The sequence below is a fragment of the Vreelandella neptunia genome (genome assembly GCF_000712975.1).
GTDB lineage: Bacteria > Pseudomonadota > Gammaproteobacteria > Pseudomonadales > Halomonadaceae > Vreelandella > Vreelandella qaidamensis.
Genome location: NZ_JHQL01000002.1, coordinates 592,057 through 610,065, shown reverse-complemented (window position 1 = coordinate 610,065; position 18,009 = coordinate 592,057). Strand labels below are relative to the sequence as shown.

Genomic DNA, 18,009 nt, shown 5'->3' with positions numbered 1-18,009 from the left:
TGATCAAAACAGTTGGCTCTGCTTCTCACCAGCGAATGACGAAAGGGCGGGCAAAGTAACGCGGTGTTGCACTTCATGGTACAAACAGCGTGCTAGTTCTGGTGACGCGTGGTTATCGGCAGTATGCACAAATAAGAAAGGGGTTTTCCCCTGACTTATCCACAGGGCAAGCCGATCAATCCACGGCGTGAAATAGTCTGTATTAATTGTTTTGTCAATATGCCCAATGAAGCGAATGACTGGATAATTTGCTGTGGAAAGCACGTGTAGCGGGAGTTTCGGCTTTTCTTGCTGAGCATGCGCTAAGCCAGGATGGCCATTAGCAGGGGTTGAAAACACCGGACGAACATCAAGCATCACGCGGTTAGCTGAATAAGTTATTAACAAGCGGTTAAGGGCTTTTTCAGCATCGCCTTTGAGGAAAAAAGCGGGGTGGCGTACCTCCACTGCACACGGTAAGTGGGCCGGCCATTGTGCAAGGAGTGTTTCTAGCTGGGGCAGCTCCGAAGGGCCGAATTCGCGCGGTAGCTGAATCATGGTGGGGCCAAGACGATCATGCAGTGGCGCGAGTGCCTCTATAAACGCCCAGGCATTTTCGGGTTGGGTTAAACGCTGGTCATGGGTGATCGTGGCAGGCAGTTTAAAGCAGAAACGAAAATGGGGTGGAGTTTGCCGCGCCCACGCGGCCACTATTTCTGGCTTTGGTGCGCCGCTATAAAACGTTGTGTTGCCCTCAACGCTTGAAAAAACCGCCGCATAGTCATTCAGCAGATCCGTTTTAGCGTGGCGTGGGTACAGGCTGCCCAACCAGTCTTGATTGGCCCACATGGGGAGACCAAGGTATAGCGGTGGCGTCATGGCGGGGTTTTTCATGGGCGTTTAAGCTTCTTTTTTATCTTCATTTTGATCGTTAGTGTAACTCTATTTGGCAACTACCTGACGGAACGAGGGTGGCATAGCGCGTCATGAAAGGCGTTTAAATGAAGGTAAACGCGAAAATTATGAAATTTTTCTGATGCTGGCAGCGCTACTATGCCAACTAGCTCCTCGACAGTCATGTTCGCCATGTCTAAATGTGTTGCCAATCAATAGGACTGCCCATGTGTTCCGATTACGTTAGCTCTGATGATATTCGTGACCAGTTTTCGAAAGCGATGTCAGCGATGTATCAACAGGAAGTACCCCAATACGGCACGCTGCTTTCGCTGGTTGAAGTGGTGAATGATGACGCGCTCAGTCAGGATCCTGCGCTAGCGGATGCGTTAGCGGCCACAGGGGAGCTTTCACGTATTAACGTTGAACGTCATGGGGCGATTCGTGTGGGGCTACCGGAAGAACTTTCGTTGTTGCGACGGATGTTTGCGGTTATGGGCATGGTGCCAGTAGGCTACTACGATTTAGCCGCTGCGGGGGTGCCGGTTCACTCTACGGCCTTTCGGCCCGTCGATGATGAAGCACTGAAGCGTAACCCATTTAGGGTATTTACATCGTTACTGCGCCTTGAATTAATTGAAAACGCGGCGCTACGAGAGCAGGCACGGGAAATTTTGCAGCGCCGTGAGATCGTTACGCCCCAAGCAGTCGCGCTAATAGAGCGCTGTGAACAGCAGGGCGGTTTGAGCACGAATGATGCTGACGCCTTTGTAGAGGCCGCCCTTACGACGTTTCGCTGGCATCACGATGCAACGGTGGATGTCGAGACCTACCACCGATTGCACAAAGAACACCGCCTGATCGCTGATGTGGTGTGCTTTCATGGGCCGCATATCAATCATTTAACGCCACGGACCCTGGATATTGATGAGGTGCAACGTCGCATGCCGGACGTTGGAATTAATCCAAAAGCGGTGATTGAAGGCCCACCGCGTCGGGTGTGTCCTATTTTGCTACGCCAAACCAGTTTTAAAGCGCTCGAAGAAACCATCACCTTTGCTGATAATGCCCAAGGCCACCACACTGCCCGCTTTGGTGAAATTGAACAGCGTGGCGTTGCCTTGACCCATAAAGGCCGCGAGCTTTACGACCATTTACTGGCAGAATCACGGTCATTACCCGTGGCACCGGACAACGCGACTCATCAAGCGCAGCTGGCGGAGGTGTTTCAGGCATTTCCCGATGACGACGCCACGCTGCGGCGGGAGGCATTAGCGTTCTTTCATTACTACGCAGTGCCAGGTAAGCAGGTAGCTTTGCCAGATAACGTGGATGCCGCTGGGGTTGAGGTGTTAATTGAGCAGGGCGCACTGGTTTGTCAGCCGATGATCTATGAAGATTTTTTGCCTGTGAGTGCTGCAGGTATCTTCCAATCGAACCTGGGCGAACATCAGCGTGATGAGTACTCAAGCCATGCGAATCAGGCTCAGTTTGAGCAACACCTGGGGGCTGCGGTAATTGATGAGATTGCGCTCTATGCTCAGCGCCAGCAGGCATCTCTTGAGCAGGCGCTGGCAGTGTTACGAGGAAGGTGATAGAACGGGGCTTTAGCGTTATTTTTGCCGATGAATGTTAGGCCCAATACACCGTTCAGGAGAACGTCATGCGTCAGGGAAAAGTCTTGGTGCTTCATGGACCGAATCTCAATTTGCTGGGGAGTCGCCAGCCAGAGATCTATGGCTACGACACCTTAGAAGACGTAAATAATCTTCTGCGTGAAAAAGCAGTGATGTCAGGTTGTGATATTACATGCCTGCAAAGCAACCACGAAGGCGAGCTGATCGATGCTATCCATGCCGCGCGTCTTGATAGTACCCAGGCGATTATTATTAATCCGGCGGCTTATACCCATACCTCTGTCGCGATTCTTGACGCGCTGAATGCGTTTGATGGCAAAGTAATTGAAGTCCATTTATCCAATGTACATAAACGTGAAGCGTTTCGGCATCACTCCTATGTCTCTTTACGGGCTGATGGTGTGATTGCAGGCTTAGGGGTTCAAGGGTATTGCGCAGCACTGGAGGCAGTGCTGTTATCGTTGGCTAAATAGCCAGGAATGCTGGCGTACAATGCTATGCATATGAATGGACAGGTATCAACGCGTAAATATACAAAAGGGTGCTCAATGAGCACCCTTTTTGATTGTTGCTGTTTAGATTGTTACGCGCTTTTCTTAACGGATGTTTGGGGTTCGCTTTGCTTGCTGTCATTAGCATCGCTTGGCTGTGGGAGCGAAGGCAGTGACTTAGCGAGCATATCGACGCTGTGGCGGTAATAGAGCTGACTTTTGTTGTGCTCACCAAGACTTGCGTAGAGGCGTGCAAGTTCTGCACAAACTTCACCACTAGGACGTTGGCGCTGGCTAGCTTCAAAGTACTCCAGCGCTTTCTCCCATTTGCCAGTCCGCAGCGACAGCCGACCACAGGCCAGCAGGAGTTCGGGGTCGTTAGGACGCTCTTGCAACCACTTTTCCGCTTTTGCTAATTGGCGGGCGGCATCAACGTTGATTAAGCCATAACGTTTAACCAAGCGCGCATCCCAGTGGTTATCCAACGAATGGTTGAGCAAGCGCTCGGCAATCGGCTCTTCGTTGGCTTGTAAAAGCGCTTCGGTGTAAAGCACGATGAGTTCGGTATTGCCCCGTAGATAGTCCGGCATATCGGCCCAGAGGCCTCGCACGCGCTCAATGTTAGTGGGGTTTTTAGCCTCAAAAACAATCAGCTCGCGGTACGCTTTAAACTCCAGTTGTTCACGCTCTTGCTGGGTGATCAGTTTTTGTGCAGCTAGACGCGGTATTAAACGGCGTAGGCCTTCCCAGTCGTTAACGCTTAGGTGGACTTGCTTAAGAAGCTTGAGCACTTGAGGGTGGTTGGGCAGTTTCTTATCCAGCCGGTTCAGAATGGCCAGTGCCTCTTCAGGCTGCTGACGGTCAATCATCAGTTGAGCCTGCATTAGGCCGATGGCCGTGTCGGCTCCGTCGGTGGTGAGCTGTGCTTGATTCAAATGCTCCTGGGATTTTTCATGATGGCCTTGGTAATGCGCTGCCAGTGCCGCAGAAAGATAATTCACAAGAGGTGTGCTGGAATCGTCAGCCGCGCGTACCAACGTTTTCTCAGCTTTTTTCCAGCGGCCTTCAGTTAAAGCAACCAAACCACGCACGGTGCGTTTCATCGCACGACGGTTGCGGGCTCGGCTGTTCCAAGTGCGAAAGCGTCCGACTGGGCGAATAATGCCGGAGAGCAAACGTAGCGCAAAATGCAAAACAATAAACGCGCCTAGCAGCAGCACCAAGCCAAACCAGAATGACGTTTGTAGCGAGGTGTCACCAACGCGTATTAGCCAATAACCAGGCACTGACATCATCAGGTGCCCAAACAGTGCGCCGACCGCGAGACCGGCAACAATTAAGAGAATTAATTTTCTCATGCATCACCTCCACCTTGGCGACGCGACTCAAAACGGTTCTCAATGAAGCTCGCTAGCGCCTGTTGAGAAGCGCTGATATCCGGTAGCTCAGGTTGTACCTGGGTTTGCTTCAATTCTTGCAGGCGAGCAATAACGCTTTGCGTCTCTTCGCGTTCGATGTCGTAGTAGCCGTTGAGCAGTTCCAGCGCCTTATCAATACTTGCTTCGTACAGTTCTTGCTCTTCTTTGAGCAGCGCCAGCTGGGACTGTTCAAGGATCAAGCGTAGGCTTTGACGCAGGTAGGACTCTTGCTCTGGAGTAATCAATGTTTCTAATGCCTCGTCATGCTGACGGATCACTACAAGATCTTTTAACTCTTCACCAAAGCGGGCCAACTGACGTTGGAAGGTGCCCGTGGGCGGCTGCTCAATACCAGAGGTAACGGCACGCTCCTCAATTTCTTGCGATAGGCGTAGGCCAGCGATACGCTCTTGTTGAGCGTTCAGCGCAAGATAGATGCCAGTGCGGTCAACTTGCGGCACGGCGTCAAGAGCAGCCAGTTCATTAGCAATTTCACGGCGTACTGGTGTTAACGCTGGATTGTCGGCATCGACTAAGCGCGCATCAGCAGTGCGCAGCAATGCAGCAGCGCCTTCAACATCACCTTCCAGCTGCAAGCGCTGGTTAGCTAGACGCAGCAGATAAGCGGCTTCGGCGTGTAACCAGTCGCGCTCGTCGGTCTCCTGCTCTTGAGAAAGCTGCGCCAGCACGTTGTCTAGTGTGTTGTTGACCTCACCACGATAACTATCCAGCTCGCTACGTAGTTCACTCATCGTGTTTTCTAGCGCCTGGCTGCGTTCAGCTTCACTGCTTTCAATACGCGATGTTAGATCGTTCACTTCCTGCTGTGAGGCATTGTTTTGCGTTTGCTGGGCGAGCTCGTCAATACGCTGCTGCTGGTTATCCAAGCGCTGCCATCCTTGCCAAGCGACAAAACCAATGGCCAGAGCCAGGATAATCACCAGCACAATGGCGATACCACTGCCTTTGTTACCACCACCACTGTTGTTGCTAGCGTTGTTGGCAGTAGGTGGGACGTGCGCAGCATTTCCAGACGCATGACTGCCACTGTTTGTTGGCTTAGCGCCTGCCGTTTTGGCGCCTGCTGACGGTTTATCGTCTGCTGCTGGCTTTGTATCGGCCGCTTGTTTGGTATCAGCACTTGATTGGGTCGAAGCTTCACCATGGCTGGCATTCGTTGACACTGTGCTGGCGTGGGGAGTGCTGTTGCCTCCCTTGTTACGGCGACGCGAGCGGCTGTTTTTAGCAGCGTAAGAAGATGCTGCCGCATTGCCTGGCGTTGACGTCTCATTGCTTGGCGAAGCTGACGCGGAAGTGTCGCTCGGTTTAGCGTCGCTTTGAGATGCCTCGGCAGACGTGTTCTGTACGCCTTCCTGATCGTTTGGTTGTTTGCTCATCTGTCGCTAGCCCTTATTAAGTTCCTTGATCGACATCGGCACCCTTTGGGTTGCAGAACCGACTTAACGCCGCTGCCAATGCAGCGGGCGTTGCTCCCGACGCCACCTTGAGGTCACGAAAACCCAGTTTACCGGCCAGTTTAGCTAAACGGTGACTGGAAACGATTAGCGGTTGGTTCAACGCTGCGTGTTCACACCATTTTGCCAGATGTTCAAGCAGTTCGCTGCTCGTCACGATTAACGCTCGATAATCGCCGGTTAATAGACGTTGTTGCATGGCTGGTAGGGGCGCTTGATATACGCGCCGGTACACAGCAACACGGGTAACGTTGGCCCCCCGCGCACTCAGCGTCTCGGCTAATAATGTGCGGCCACCTTCTCCAGCTACCAGAAGTACACGCTGATGCGTGAGCGTTTGGAGTGAGGCAAGAGACAGCAGTGCCTCACTCGTGTCTTCTCCATGGCTAGGCGAAGGCATATGAACACGTACGCCTAGCTGTTCAAATAATACATTTGCCGTAGCTCGGCCTACGCTGTAGTAGTCGATGCCCACAGGAAGCTGTGGCCAATAGCGATCAAACGCTTCGCTTAAACAGTAAGCGGCGAAAGGACTGACCACCACTATTTTGTGGTACTGATCAATGTTTAACCATGTGCTTCGCAGGGCGGGATCTTCAGGCAGTGTTTCCAAACGCATGACATCAAGGTGCTCCACAAGAGCACCTTGAGCATGCAGCGTGGCTGCTAACGCCTCTCCGCGGTCACCAGGGCGACAGATCAGTACCGGTAGACTCATACGTTGCGGCCATACACCTCGGCTAAAATATCGCCGGCCCCTTGATCCAGCAGCTCTTCGGCGATACGGATGCCCAAGGCTTCAGGTTCATGGATAGAGCCACTGCCCTCGGCGCGTAGTACCTCGGTGCCTTCAGGATTGCCGACTAGGCCACGTAGCCAAATAGTGTCGTTTGTCTTATCAAGTATGGCATGTCCTGCGATAGGTACTTGGCAGCCGCCTTCCAGGCGAGTGTTCATTGCACGTTCGGCACGCACACGAGTCGCTGTATCGGGGTCATCCAGTGGGGCTAATAAGCCAATTAACTCTGGGTCATGCAGACGGCACTCGATGCCTAGTGCCCCTTGACCACAGGCGGGAAGGCAGATTTCAGGTGGAAGTGCCTGAGCAATGCGCGCATCAAGTCCCAGGCGCTTTAAGCCAGAGGTGGCGAGAATAATGGCATCGAAGTCACCCGCATCTAATTTTGCCAAACGGGTCTGTACGTTACCGCGTAGGTTGAGGATTTGCAGATCAGGGCGTGCTTCTCGCATCTGCAAACCACGGCGCAAACTAGCAGTACCGATTCGAGCACCCTCAGGTAGCTCGTCAATGCTGTTATAATGATTGGATACAAATGCATCGGTTGGGTCGGCACCTTCCAAAATAACGGAAAGCCCTAGCCCTTCAGGAAAATGCATAGGCACATCTTTCATTGAATGTACGGCAATATCGGCGCGTCCATCGAGCATGGCATCTTCCAGCTCTTTGACAAAAAGACCTTTACCGCCAATTTTTGAAAGCGGTGTATCGAGAATCTTATCGCCTTTTGTGGAAAGTGCGATGAGCTCGACTTCCAAGCCGCTGTGTGCCGCCATTAAACGGTCGCGGACGTGTTCGGCCTGCCACATGGCTAACTGACTTTTACGCGTAGCGATGCGCAATTTAGTAATGGATGACACGTTATTCTCCCTTTGCCGCTGACACTGCGCGACGAACTATGATAAGTCTCATCATAAAGCACCCAGCCACACAGTAAAAATAACCGGTCAAATTTATGACGGCACTGTTTGGCCATTCACCCGTTAGGTGGCGCCATGCCCTTTGTTAATCCTCAAGGCAAGCTAGACCAATTCTTCCTGTTGTCACAAGACTTATTCATCTGTATTGATTTCGCAGGTATCTTACTCAACATCAACCCGATGTTTGAAAACTTGCTGGGTTATTCCACTAGCGAATGGGTTGGTAAGCCATGTGGCAAGCTAGTAGACCATCGAGATATCCCGGTTATTGAAGAGGCGTTGTCGCGTCTCCAGTCCCACAAGAAAGTAGCTCCGTTTGACGTTCGAGCACTGACGGCAGAAGGAAAAGTGGTGTGGTTAGAAGTGACCGCCGCAGCGGGTGATCGTGTTATCTACGTGATCGCCCGCGATATTTCCCGCCGAAAAGCCGTTGAGAAACAGCTCATTCGTAATCAACGGCTGTTTCAAATTGCTGGCGAAACGGCGCTGATAGGGGGCTGGTACGTGGATATGGCCGAAGGGTTGCCCATTTGGTCGAATGAAGTGTGCCGTCTACATGGCGTCCCCGATGGTTTTAAGCCGACCATTGAAGAAGCGATGACCTTTTACGCGCCTAGCTCTCGGCCACGTATCCGTGAAGTGTTTAGTGCCTGTTGCGAGAGCGGAACCAGCTTTGATGAGGAGCTAGAAATCGTTACTCGGCAAGCGGTAAGGCTGTGGGTGAGAGTGATTGGCAAAGCCGTACGTGATGAGTTGGGGCAGATTATTCAGGTTCAGGGATCAACCCAAAACATTACTGAGCGCAAGGCGACTGAACGACAGCTCACACTGCTGGAGCGTAGCGTTGAAGCAAGCACAAACGGCGTAATTATCGTTGATGCCCAGCGTCAAGATTTACCGATGGTTTATGTGAACGCAGCCTTCGAGCGGATTACGGGCTACTCCCGCACTAAGGCGTTAGGGCAAAATTGCCGGTTTCTTCAGGGTAAAGAAACGGACCCAGCTACCTTGGCTAAGCTGCGCAAAGGCATTTATGCCCAGCAAGACGTACATGTCGTTATACGTAACTACCGATGTAATGGAGTGCCGTTTTGGAATGACCTATATGTGTCTCCTGTACGAGATGCCGCTGGCCTGGTGACGCACTTTGTAGGCGTACAAAATGACATTACCGCGCAGCGTGAATATCAAGCTCAGCTGCGCCATAACGCCAATCATGATGCATTAACCGGCCTACCTAACCGATTAATGCTTGATCAGCGGCTGTCACAAGGTTGCCTGTTAGCCAAGCGTTATCGCCGATACATTGCCGTGCTATTTGTCGACCTGGATGATTTCAAGCCGATCAACGATACGCTAGGGCACGATGTAGGCGATCACATTTTAATTGAGGTCGCCAAGCGCCTGGAAGAAGAGCTGCGTCCCTGGGATACCGTGGCGCGTTTTGGTGGTGATGAATTTATCGTTTTGCTACCTGATTTGGCTCACGAACAAGATGTGTTGCAGGTAGTGGAACGACTGCTTGCGCGTCTTTCTGCTCCCTACTGGTATCGTGACAGCGAGTTGCGTATTACGGCGAGTATGGGCATTGCCACTGATGATGGAACGATTAGCGAGCCGCGCCAGCTAATACAACAGGCTGATTTAGCGATGTATAAAGCCAAACGGCAGGGGCGCAATACTTATCAGTGGTACACCGATGAGTTAAATCGAAAAGTGACTAATCGGGTTAATTTACGACACGCGTTACAACAGGCCATCGAACAGTCGCAGTTTGAGCTGCATTATCAGCCGCAAATACAGGGTGCTACTGGCCGGGTAACGGGGGTAGAGGCACTGATTCGCTGGTATCACCCCGAGCGTGGTTATATTTCCCCCGCCCAGTTTATTAGTCTGGCAGAAGACACTGGGCAGATCATGCCGATTAGTGAGTGGGTGCTGGAGAGGGCATGCCGTGATGCGGTCGAGCTGAATGCGCGCACAACGATGCCCGTTACAATGGCGGTTAATATTTCGCCGATGCAGTTTCAGCGTGCTGGCTTTTTGCTATCTATTCAGCGTGTGCTTGAGCAGACAGGCCTTGCGCCTGATTTATTAGAGTTAGAGCTTACCGAAGGCGTGCTAATGGACAGTACTGAGCACGCCATACAAACATTGCAGGATCTGCGCGCATTAGGTGTGCATATTGCACTGGATGATTTCGGAACCGGTTTTTCAAGCCTTAGCTACCTAAAACGTTTACCGATCAACAAGCTTAAAATCGATCGTTCCTTTATTCGTGATGTCGTTAACGACACTCGGGACGCTGCCATTGTTGATGGTGTGGTGACCATGGCTGTTAAGCTGGGCCTGGAAGTTTTAATTGAAGGTGTGGAGACAGCCGCACAATATGCGTATCTCAATGCCCGTTATTGTGCGCATTTTCAAGGCTTCTACTTTGCCCGCCCGATGCCCATGTTAGCGATCAGTAGCTACTTAAATGAATCTCACCACCCCCGCAATGATGCTGAGCCGCACCCCATGTGAAAAACGACTAAAAAACGGCATGCCGCTGAGTGCGGCGACTCTGGTACACTTTCTTATAACGATTCCTTTAGTTTTGTCAGCAGGATATGCCTCCGATGAGCCAAGCTACGAACCAGTCTTGGGGCGGTCGCTTTAGCGAGCCCACCGATGCCTTTGTTGCACGCTTCACCGCGTCTGTGACTTTCGATCAGCGCCTAGCGCGTCAGGATATTCAGGGCTCGATTGCCCACGCCACTATGCTAGCGCGAGTCGGTGTACTAACCGATGATGAGCGCGACACCATTATCAATGGGCTCACCGAGATTCAGGGCGAAATTGAGCGTGGCGAGTTTAACTGGTCAATCCCGCTTGAAGACGTGCACATGAATATTGAAGCACGGTTGACGGATAAAATTGGTATTACCGGTAAAAAGCTACACACAGGCCGTTCACGTAACGACCAGGTGGCGACGGATATTCGCCTGTTTATGCGCGATGAGATCGATGTGATCGAAGCGGAGTTGGTTCGCCTGCGCGAAGGCATGATTGAGCTTGCCGATCGTGAAGCCGATACCATCATGCCCGGTTTCACCCACTTACAAACGGCGCAGCCGGTGACCTTTGGCCACCACCTATTGGCATGGCAAGAGATGTTAACCCGTGACCACGAGCGCCTGTTGGACTGCCGCAAGCGCGTCAATGTTATGCCCTTGGGCGCAGCGGCGCTGGCCGGCACCACGTATCCCATTGACCGCCATGTCACCGCCGAATTGCTAGGCTTTGATCGCCCCGCAGAAAACTCGCTGGACGCCGTGTCCGACCGAGACTTTGCGATCGAATTCACCAGCTTCGCCAGCATTTTGTTAATGCACCTGTCGCGGATGAGTGAAGAGCTGGTGCTGTGGACCAGCGCCCAGTTTGACTTTATCGACCTGCCTGACCGCTTCTGTACTGGCTCTTCTATTATGCCGCAGAAGAAAAACCCGGATGTGCCCGAACTGGTGCGTGGCAAAACCGGTCGAGTCTATGGCCACCTAATGGCGCTGCTTACGCTAATGAAGTCTCAGCCCCTGGCCTACAACAAAGACAATCAGGAAGATAAAGAGCCGCTGTTTGACGCCGTTGATACCGTGCGCGACTGCTTAAAAGCCTTTGCCGACATGGTGCCTGCTATTGAACCGAAAAAAGACAGCATGTATGAAGCAGCGCGTCGCGGATTCTCTACCGCCACGGACCTTGCTGATTACTTGGTTCGCAAAGGCGTCGCCTTCCGCGATGCCCATGAAATTGTCGGTCAATCGGTGGCTTACGGCTTGAAGACTAAGAAAGATCTGTCTGAAATGACCCTTGAAGAGTTGCAGCAGTTCTCTGCCACGATTGGGCAGGATGTGTTTGAGGTGCTCACATTAGAGGGTTCTGTTGCCGCCCGTAACCATATCGGTGGCACCGCGCCTGACCAGGTTCGCGCCGCTGCCAGCCGTGCTAGCGAGGCGTTAGCTGCGCTGAAAGGTGATGCATGAAGCGTGTGACTACCATCTTTAGTACGGTGCTGCTGGTCACGCTGTTATTAGTGGGCTGCGGCCAGAAAGGGCCGCTTTATATGCCTGACGAAGACACTCAGGGTTCGGCTGCCGAGCAGGAGGGGTAATGGATCACTTTAACTATCGTGATGGCGTGCTTTATGCCGAAGATGTCCCGCTTACTCAGGTCGCTGCTGATCTTGGTACGCCCTGTTATGTCTACTCAAAAGCAACGTTAGAGCGCCATTTTCGAGCCTATACCGAAGCCCTGGGTGGCCATCCTCATCTGATTTGTTATGCAGTGAAAGCCAATTCCAACTTGGCGGTGCTGGGTTTGCTCGCACGGTTAGGGGCTGGGTTTGATATTGTTTCGATCGGCGAGCTTGAGCGCGTACTGAAAGCGGGCGGCAACCCATCAAAAGTGGTGTTTTCAGGCGTGGCCAAGCAGCCGCATGAAATGGCCCGCGCGCTTGAGGTTGGCATTAAATGCTTTAACGTTGAATCCCGTCCTGAGCTTGAGCGGCTAAATGCTGTCGCAGCAGAGCTTGGCAAGGTGGCGCCGGTATCACTGCGAGTTAATCCAGATGTGGATGCAGGCACCCACCCGTACATTTCTACTGGGCTGAAAGATAACAAGTTTGGTATTCCAGTGGATGAGGCGCTAGATGTTTACAGCCTCGCCGCCAGTTTGCCTAATTTGCGCGTCACCGGGCTAGACTGCCATATCGGTTCTCAACTTACCGAAACTGCACCATTTCTAGATGCGCTAGAGCGGCTCTTGATGTTAATGGAGCGGCTGCGTGAGCGTGGTATTGAAATTGATCACTTGGATCTGGGTGGTGGGCTAGGTGTTCCCTATCGTGATGAAAAGCCACCCCAACCGTTTGATTATGCAAGCCAGCTGCTGGCGCGCCTGTCTCGCTGGGAGGGTGGTGAAGCGCTTACGTTGCTTTTTGAGCCAGGTCGCTCTATTGCGGCTAACGCGGGCTTAATGTTGACCCGTGTAGAGTTTTTAAAGCCCGGTGAAACCAAAAATTTCGCGATTGTTGATGCCGCTATGAATGACCTGATCCGTCCCGCGTTGTATCAGGCATGGCAAGCTATTGTGCCGGTGGATACCCGCCAGCAGCGTGAACGTGCGGTCTATGATGTTGTTGGTCCTGTCTGTGAAACTGGTGATTTTCTCGGTAAAGAGCGCGATCTAGCAATTGCTGAGGGCGATTTACTGGCCGTTCGATCAGCAGGCGCTTACGGCTTTGTGATGGCGTCGAATTACAATAGCCGTCCGCGCCCTCCTGAAGTGATGGTCGATGGCAGCAGCTACCATGTGGTGCGCGCACGGGAAAGCCTGGAAAGCCTGTGGGCCGGCGAAACACTTCTGCCGGAAGGGGGGCGCTGATGCTGTTGCACTTCACCAAAATGCATGGTCTGGGTAATGATTTTATGGTGGTGGACCTAGTTACTCAGCGGGCTCGCCTGCGTGATGAACAGATTCGCCAGCTGGCAGATCGGCGCTTTGGTATTGGTTTTGACCAATTACTGGTGGTTGAGCCACCCCGAGATCCGGAAATGGATTTTCGCTACCGCATTTTTAATGCCGATGGCAGTGAAGTTGAAAATTGCGGCAATGGGGCACGCTGTTTTGCTCGTTTTGTCCGTGATCAGCGCCTGACCCATAAGCATGAAATTCATGTGGAAACTGCCGGTGGGCCCTTGGTACTTAATGTTCAGCACGACGGTATGGTGCGTGTTGACATGGGCCGGCCGCGCTTTAACCCCGCCACACTGCCGTTTGAGGCACCGGGTGATCAGCCGCTACACGCTGTCGATGTCGATGGTGACACGCTGGAACTAGGGGTTGTCTCAATGGGCAATCCCCATGCCGTGTTACAGGTGGAAAGTGTTGATAGTGCGCCCGTTGAGCATCTTGGGCCGCTGCTTGAGTCCCACCCTCGCTTTCCTAAGCGGGTTAACGTGGGCTTTATGCAGGTGGTGTCACCCAGCGAAATTCGTTTGCGAGTATATGAGCGCGGCAGTGGTGAGACGCTTGCCTGCGGTACCGGTGCCTGTGCTGCGGTGGCTAGCGGTATTCGGCAGGGGCTGTTGAAAAGTCCGGTGAATGTTCATTTGCCAGGAGGGCAGCTCAGTATTGAGTGGCCAGACCCTGAATCATCGCTGGTAATGGTGGGCCCTGCCACACGTGTTTTTGACGGGCGTGTCACGCTCAACTAATTCGAGGAGTACGGCGATGTCTCAAGCTCTTGAGCCGCGCAAAACGCTCGACCCTGATCAAGTGGCGTTTTGGCTGGCTCGCCATCCCGATTTTTTTGTTGGCCGTGAAGGCTTGCTGCAGCAGCTCAAGGTGCCGCATCCCCACATCGATGGGGCGGTATCGCTGCTAGAGCGTCTGGTGATTGACTTACGTCAGCGTGCTGAAACAGCAGAGGGGCGGCTTGAGCATCTTCTGGAAACCGCGCGGCATAATGAATCACAGTACCGTCGTCTGCGTGAGACGCTGCTCAGCTTGGTTGAAGCTGAAGATCGCGATACGTTGGCCCAAGCGCTGGCCATCCAATTAAGCGAGCACTTTCAAACCCCCGCTATGGCGCTATGGTGCCCATCTTCATTAAGTGACGATGAACCCACACCGCCCCAACCTCCGCGGCATGTGTTAGATCAGCATGCCAGCGCACGTCTTGCCGCGCTGCTTGATGGGCGCACCAGCCGTTGTGTCAAGCTCAGCGTTAGCGATTGGAAATGCTTGTTGCCGCATACCAAAACACCCCGGCGGGCGGGCTCCTGCGCCATTTCGCGGCTTTCCGCAGGCGAGCAGCTGGGCTATTTACTTCTCGCAAGCCCCGACCCGGACTGTTACCGCGCCAGTATGGATACGTTATTTACCGAGTACTTGAGCGATATCGTGGCACGGCTACTGCTTCGCCTAGATCATCATGGGTAGCCCAGGCTCCTTAACGACGCAGGTCGACGTGTATTTACGTAAACTTGCTGCCCATGCAAGCCCTGCCACGGTGGCGGCGTATCGTCAGGATTTAAACGCTCTGCTGCGTTTTTCTGAGCAACGCGGTGTAACCGATGCAGAGACGTTAGACACTGCATTTCTGCGCGCCTTTTTAGGGGCCGAGCGAAGCCGCGGTCTTGCGCCGAGAAGTTTAGCCCGCCGCCGCGCTGCGCTATCACGTTTTGCTGACTATCTTGTGCAGCAGCACGTACTTGCCGACAACCCTGTGGGATTACTGCGCACGCCAAAGCAGCCAAGCCATTTACCAAGGCCGCTTGATGTTGATGCGCTATCACGTTTTTTAGATACGCCGCACGATGGCACGCCGCTGGCAATACGTGACCAAGCAATGCTTGAGTTGTTTTACTCTAGCGGCCTACGGTTAGCGGAACTTGCTGCGCTGGATGTGAGTCACTTAAATGCCCATCATGTGAGAGTGGTGGGTAAGGGCAGTAAGCCTCGGCAAGTGCCCGTTGGTAAGCGAGCAGATCAAGCGATTAAGGCGTGGTTGCTGTGTCGCTCTGAACTGGCGGCAACGGGTGAAATGGCGCTATTTGTCGGCCAGCGTGGGCAGCGCTTAGGGCATCGTGGTATTCAAAAACGGTTGGCGCAACTTTCTATTGTGCGGGGTTTGCCCGAACACCTTCATCCCCATCGATTGCGGCACTCGTTCGCAAGTCATTTATTGGAGTCCAGCCAAGACCTGCGGGCGGTTCAGGAGTTGCTGGGGCATGCTAATTTATCGACGACTCAAGTCTACACCCGCCTCGATTGGCAGCATTTAGCCGAAAGTTATGATGCAGCTCACCCCCGCGCTAAACGCCGCCCTACACGGAGTTAACCATGGCTTCGCTACAAGCGATTACGTTTGATCTTGATGATACGCTGTGGGACAACCAAGGCGTGATGTTAAAAACGGAAGAGGGCCACTATCGTTGGCTAATTGAAGCGCTGGCGGTGTGGCGCAAAACTCGCCATGAAGCGCCATTAGCGCTGAGTTACCAGCAGGGGCTGGCCGATTACCTAGAGCGCCGCCAAGAGTGGGCCAAGCGAGTGCCAGAACGGCGCGGTGATTTTACCTGGCTGCGCTTGCGGGCGTTAGAAGCACAGTTGGAAGCCCAAGGCTTAACACGCAGTAGTGCATTGCTGTGGGCTGCCGCTGCTATGAATGAGTTTCATCGCCTGCGGGTTCAAGTAACGCCGCACGCTGAAGCCGCTGGGCTGTTATCCGCGTTGAGCGAGCGATACCAACTAGCGGCTATTACCAATGGCAATATTCATCTTAAACGTCAGCCGTTAGCAGCGTACTTCCCAGTCGCTATTGCAGCCGGGGAGTTATTGGCACCAAAACCAGATCCTAAGCCGTTTCTCACTGCCCTGGAGCGTCTTAACGTAGCGCCCCATCGCGCGATGCATGTAGGTGACTCCTGGCAAGAAGACGTAGTGCCTGCCCAGCAGCTGGGCATGCATGCCGCATGGATTGCCGCGCAAGGCGATCAAGCCTTGCCCGCACGTATTCACCGCATTGCCCACGTGAAAGAGCTGCCCGAACTAATCGAGTGGTTAGAACGACGCCCCTAATATAGCGGTTGCGGCGGATTTTAAGTAGCCAGGCTTGGTTGGCAAGATAATGTATCGTTAGCAAGGTTCAGCTTGTTTGGGAAAACTTGGCTTGTTCGGCAAACCTTGGTTTACTCAGGGGTATGCAGCCACTGGTCAAGTTTTTGTGAAAGTGTATCCACACCATCGCGTTTGAGCGACGAGAAAAGCTGAACTGAGACTAGGTCTTCCCACTCTTTAAGGCGAGAGCGGACTTTTTGCAGCGTGGCACTAGCAGGACCTTTTTTTAATTTATCGGACTTGGTGAGCAGAATATGCACGGGCATTTCGCGCTTGTCGGCATAGTTGAGCATCATTTGATCAAATTCGGTTAGCGGATGGCGCACGTCCATTAGCAGTACAAGACCGCGTAGGCTGAAGCGACCGCGTAGATAATCAGACAGGTGCTGCTGCCACTCAAGCTTCACGGCTTCCGGTACTTTGGCGTAGCCGTAGCCGGGTAAGTCGACTAAGCGGCGTGACTCGTCGTTCATGATGCTGAAAAAGTTGATTAGCTGAGTACGGCCCGGTGTACGTGAGGTACGGGCTAAGGCATTTTGTTGGGTAAGTGCATTAATCGCACTTGATTTACCCGCATTGGAGCGCCCGGCAAACGCTACTTCTGCGCCAGTATCATCTGGGCACAGGGCAAGTGTTGGTGCACTGATCATAAAGCGGGCAGTGGGGTAGTTCAGCCGGGCGATTGGGTTATCATTAGCAGTAGACATGGTGTTAATCCTGAAAAACAGACGTATAAGACGGCCCGTTTCACCACGTTAACGTGAGTAAATGACGGTACCGCGACGAATTACCCCAAAAGCAGACCTGGACTTGCATTCCCGCCGCTAGGGTGATTCGTTATAATGCAAGCGGTTTATAACTGCGACCTGGGGCGCTAGTGTACCATCGCGCTCTAGCCAGCAGCGACCAACACGACATGTTGTTCGTTTTGGCGGAGCTGACCCTGGTAAAGTGCTGAACCTGGGCAGCGCCCAGGGTGCGTACCAGTCAATAATCAAACGGCATAGTGGAATAGCAATGAGAAAGTTACTGGCAAGCCTGGCAATTACCATGGGTGCCGTTGGCACCGTACATGCTCAAACCGACCACCAAGCGGACGCGGATGCGGCGGCTGGTCGTGAAATGGCTCAAACCTGCGCGGCCTGCCATGGTCAGCAGGGTATTAGTCCATCGGGCGCTTTTCCCAACCTAGCAGGACAGCAAATGTCCTACCTAGCTAAGCAGATCATGGATATTCGCGACGGTAACCGCGTTGTCGCGCAAATGGCGGGGCTGGTTGACGATTACTCTGATCAAGACGCTTGGGACGTTGCTGCTCATTTCGCAGGACAAGATGCGAACCTTGGTCAGACCAGCGACGAAGATGCTGAGCTTTTAGCCCGAGGTGAAGAGTTGTACCGGGCAGGTGATATGACCAAAGGTATTCCTGCGTGCAGCGCTTGTCATACCCCCACGGGGGCTGGCATCGGTAGTGCGGTATATCCGGCACTTTCAGGCCAGCACGCAGAGTACACGGTGTCTACGTTGCAAGACTTTGCTTCCGGTGAGCGTGCCAACAGCCCGAATAACATCATGGGCGATATCGCTTCCAAAATGAGCGATAACGACATGGAGGCTGTAGCGAATTATCTATTAGGCTTGAACTAGTCGCTGCTAATCAAGGTGCCCTATCTCACTGGTAATTAAAGAGATGGGGAACCTCTGTATATGCTTAGCGGTCATAGTCTCGCTT

17 protein-coding genes are annotated in these 18,009 nt (G+C 53.0%); 11 read left to right on the top strand and 6 right to left on the bottom strand.

Annotated elements, in window-relative coordinates; genetic code table 11:
- Positions 1-3: 3 nt before the first annotated feature.
- Positions 4-858 (bottom strand): DUF72 domain-containing protein, encoded by an 855-nt coding sequence (locus CR46_RS0107530; RefSeq protein ID WP_030071491.1) that lies wholly within the window; start codon positions 856-858, stop codon positions 4-6.
- Positions 859-1,100: 242 nt separating this feature from the next.
- Between CR46_RS0107530 and hglS the strand changes: the two genes are divergently transcribed.
- Together hglS and aroQ are read left to right on the top strand one after the other, a co-directional pair.
- Positions 1,101-2,468, top strand: a complete 1,368-nt coding sequence (hglS, locus tag CR46_RS0107525; RefSeq protein WP_030071488.1) for a 2-oxoadipate dioxygenase/decarboxylase HglS — start codon at positions 1,101-1,103, stop codon at positions 2,466-2,468.
- Between the two features lie 68 nt (positions 2,469-2,536).
- Positions 2,537-2,983: a type II 3-dehydroquinate dehydratase gene (gene aroQ / locus CR46_RS0107520; RefSeq protein WP_030071486.1), complete on the top strand. Its 447-nt coding sequence runs from the start codon at positions 2,537-2,539 to the stop codon at positions 2,981-2,983.
- A 110-nt stretch (positions 2,984-3,093) separates the two neighbouring features.
- Here the strand turns inward: aroQ and CR46_RS0107515 are convergent, their stop codons facing one another.
- From CR46_RS0107515 to hemC, 4 genes are read right to left on the bottom strand one after another with little or no spacing between them, the layout of a single operon-like run.
- Positions 3,094-4,359: a heme biosynthesis HemY N-terminal domain-containing protein gene (locus CR46_RS0107515; RefSeq protein WP_030071483.1), complete on the bottom strand. Its 1,266-nt coding sequence runs from the start codon at positions 4,357-4,359 to the stop codon at positions 3,094-3,096.
- On the bottom strand, positions 4,356-5,816 hold the full coding sequence (locus tag CR46_RS0107510; RefSeq protein ID WP_030071481.1) for a uroporphyrinogen-III C-methyltransferase: 1,461 nt from the start codon (positions 5,814-5,816) through the stop codon (positions 4,356-4,358). The genes CR46_RS0107515 and CR46_RS0107510 overlap by 4 nt, the downstream gene beginning before the upstream one ends.
- A gap of 16 nt (positions 5,817-5,832) precedes the next feature.
- Entirely contained in the window at positions 5,833-6,612 is a 780-nt protein-coding gene (locus CR46_RS0107505; protein WP_030071479.1) for a uroporphyrinogen-III synthase, read from the bottom strand.
- Positions 6,609-7,553 (bottom strand): hydroxymethylbilane synthase, encoded by a 945-nt coding sequence (gene hemC / locus CR46_RS0107500; protein ID WP_030071478.1) that lies wholly within the window; start codon positions 7,551-7,553, stop codon positions 6,609-6,611. The genes CR46_RS0107505 and hemC overlap by 4 nt, the downstream gene beginning before the upstream one ends.
- 135 nt (positions 7,554-7,688) lie before the next feature.
- Between hemC and CR46_RS0107495 the strand changes: the two genes are divergently transcribed.
- From CR46_RS0107495 to CR46_RS0107460, 8 genes are all read left to right on the top strand, one after another.
- Positions 7,689-10,139 carry a sensor domain-containing protein gene (locus CR46_RS0107495; protein WP_030071477.1) on the top strand — a complete coding sequence of 817 codons (2,451 nt, stop codon included), beginning with the start codon at positions 7,689-7,691 and terminating at the stop codon, positions 10,137-10,139.
- A gap of 95 nt (positions 10,140-10,234) precedes the next feature.
- Entirely contained in the window at positions 10,235-11,638 is a 1,404-nt protein-coding gene (gene argH / locus CR46_RS0107490) for an argininosuccinate lyase (protein WP_030071476.1), read from the top strand.
- Positions 11,635-11,766 carry an LPS translocon maturation chaperone LptM gene (gene lptM, locus CR46_RS18110; protein ID WP_084180399.1) on the top strand — a complete coding sequence of 44 codons (132 nt, stop codon included), beginning with the start codon at positions 11,635-11,637 and terminating at the stop codon, positions 11,764-11,766. Before argH ends, lptM begins: the two co-directional genes overlap by 4 nt.
- A complete protein-coding gene (lysA, locus tag CR46_RS0107480; RefSeq protein WP_030071475.1) occupies positions 11,766-13,037 on the top strand; it encodes a diaminopimelate decarboxylase in 1,272 nt (423 codons plus the stop codon). Before lptM ends, lysA begins: the two co-directional genes overlap by 1 nt.
- Positions 13,037-13,870, top strand: a complete 834-nt coding sequence (gene dapF / locus CR46_RS0107475) for a diaminopimelate epimerase (RefSeq protein WP_030071474.1) — start codon at positions 13,037-13,039, stop codon at positions 13,868-13,870. The genes lysA and dapF overlap by 1 nt, the downstream gene beginning before the upstream one ends.
- A 16-nt stretch (positions 13,871-13,886) precedes the next feature.
- On the top strand, positions 13,887-14,597 hold the full coding sequence (locus tag CR46_RS0107470) for a DUF484 family protein (RefSeq protein WP_030071471.1): 711 nt from the start codon (positions 13,887-13,889) through the stop codon (positions 14,595-14,597).
- Positions 14,590-15,498: a tyrosine recombinase XerC gene (locus tag CR46_RS0107465; protein ID WP_030071469.1), complete on the top strand. Its 909-nt coding sequence runs from the start codon at positions 14,590-14,592 to the stop codon at positions 15,496-15,498. Before CR46_RS0107470 ends, CR46_RS0107465 begins: the two co-directional genes overlap by 8 nt.
- Positions 15,499-15,500: 2 nt before the next feature.
- Positions 15,501-16,238, top strand: coding sequence for an HAD family hydrolase (locus CR46_RS0107460; protein ID WP_030071467.1), 738 nt, complete (start codon positions 15,501-15,503; stop codon positions 16,236-16,238).
- 110 nt (positions 16,239-16,348) lie between these two features.
- Here the strand turns inward: CR46_RS0107460 and yihA are convergent, their stop codons facing one another.
- On the bottom strand, positions 16,349-16,984 hold the full coding sequence (gene yihA / locus CR46_RS0107455) for a ribosome biogenesis GTP-binding protein YihA/YsxC (protein WP_030071466.1): 636 nt from the start codon (positions 16,982-16,984) through the stop codon (positions 16,349-16,351).
- A 310-nt stretch (positions 16,985-17,294) separates the two neighbouring features.
- On the opposite strand from yihA, the gene CR46_RS0107450 reads away from it, so the two are divergent.
- A complete protein-coding gene (locus tag CR46_RS0107450; RefSeq protein WP_030071463.1) occupies positions 17,295-17,924 on the top strand; it encodes a c-type cytochrome in 630 nt (209 codons plus the stop codon).
- The last annotated feature ends 85 nt before the right edge of the window (positions 17,925-18,009 follow it).

Bases quoted from the DNA above. Each gene is read 5' to 3' on its own strand.
- CR46_RS0107510 (WP_030071481.1), bottom strand. From the start codon at position 5,816: ATGAGCAAACAACCAAACGATCAGGAAGGCGTACAGAACACGTCTGCC.
- hglS (WP_030071488.1), top strand. From the start codon at position 1,101: ATGTGTTCCGATTACGTTAGCTCTGATGATATTCGTGACCAGTTTTCG.
- CR46_RS0107515 (WP_030071483.1), bottom strand. From the start codon at position 4,359: ATGAGAAAATTAATTCTCTTAATTGTTGCCGGTCTCGCGGTCGGCGCA.
- lysA (WP_030071475.1), top strand. From the start codon at position 11,766: ATGGATCACTTTAACTATCGTGATGGCGTGCTTTATGCCGAAGATGTC.
- CR46_RS0107470 (WP_030071471.1), top strand. From the start codon at position 13,887: ATGTCTCAAGCTCTTGAGCCGCGCAAAACGCTCGACCCTGATCAAGTG.
- CR46_RS0107530 (WP_030071491.1), bottom strand. From the start codon at position 858: ATGACGCCACCGCTATACCTTGGTCTCCCCATGTGGGCCAATCAAGAC.
- CR46_RS0107460 (WP_030071467.1), top strand. From the start codon at position 15,501: ATGGCTTCGCTACAAGCGATTACGTTTGATCTTGATGATACGCTGTGG.
- lptM (WP_084180399.1), top strand. From the start codon at position 11,635: ATGAAGCGTGTGACTACCATCTTTAGTACGGTGCTGCTGGTCACGCTG.
- CR46_RS0107450 (WP_030071463.1), top strand. From the start codon at position 17,295: ATGAGAAAGTTACTGGCAAGCCTGGCAATTACCATGGGTGCCGTTGGC.
- CR46_RS0107505 (WP_030071479.1), bottom strand. From the start codon at position 6,612: ATGAGTCTACCGGTACTGATCTGTCGCCCTGGTGACCGCGGAGAGGCG.
- CR46_RS0107465 (WP_030071469.1), top strand. From the start codon at position 14,590: ATGGGTAGCCCAGGCTCCTTAACGACGCAGGTCGACGTGTATTTACGT.
- argH (WP_030071476.1), top strand. From the start codon at position 10,235: ATGAGCCAAGCTACGAACCAGTCTTGGGGCGGTCGCTTTAGCGAGCCC.
- aroQ (WP_030071486.1), top strand. From the start codon at position 2,537: ATGCGTCAGGGAAAAGTCTTGGTGCTTCATGGACCGAATCTCAATTTG.
- yihA (WP_030071466.1), bottom strand. From the start codon at position 16,984: ATGTCTACTGCTAATGATAACCCAATCGCCCGGCTGAACTACCCCACT.
- dapF (WP_030071474.1), top strand. From the start codon at position 13,037: ATGCTGTTGCACTTCACCAAAATGCATGGTCTGGGTAATGATTTTATG.
- CR46_RS0107495 (WP_030071477.1), top strand. From the start codon at position 7,689: ATGCCCTTTGTTAATCCTCAAGGCAAGCTAGACCAATTCTTCCTGTTG.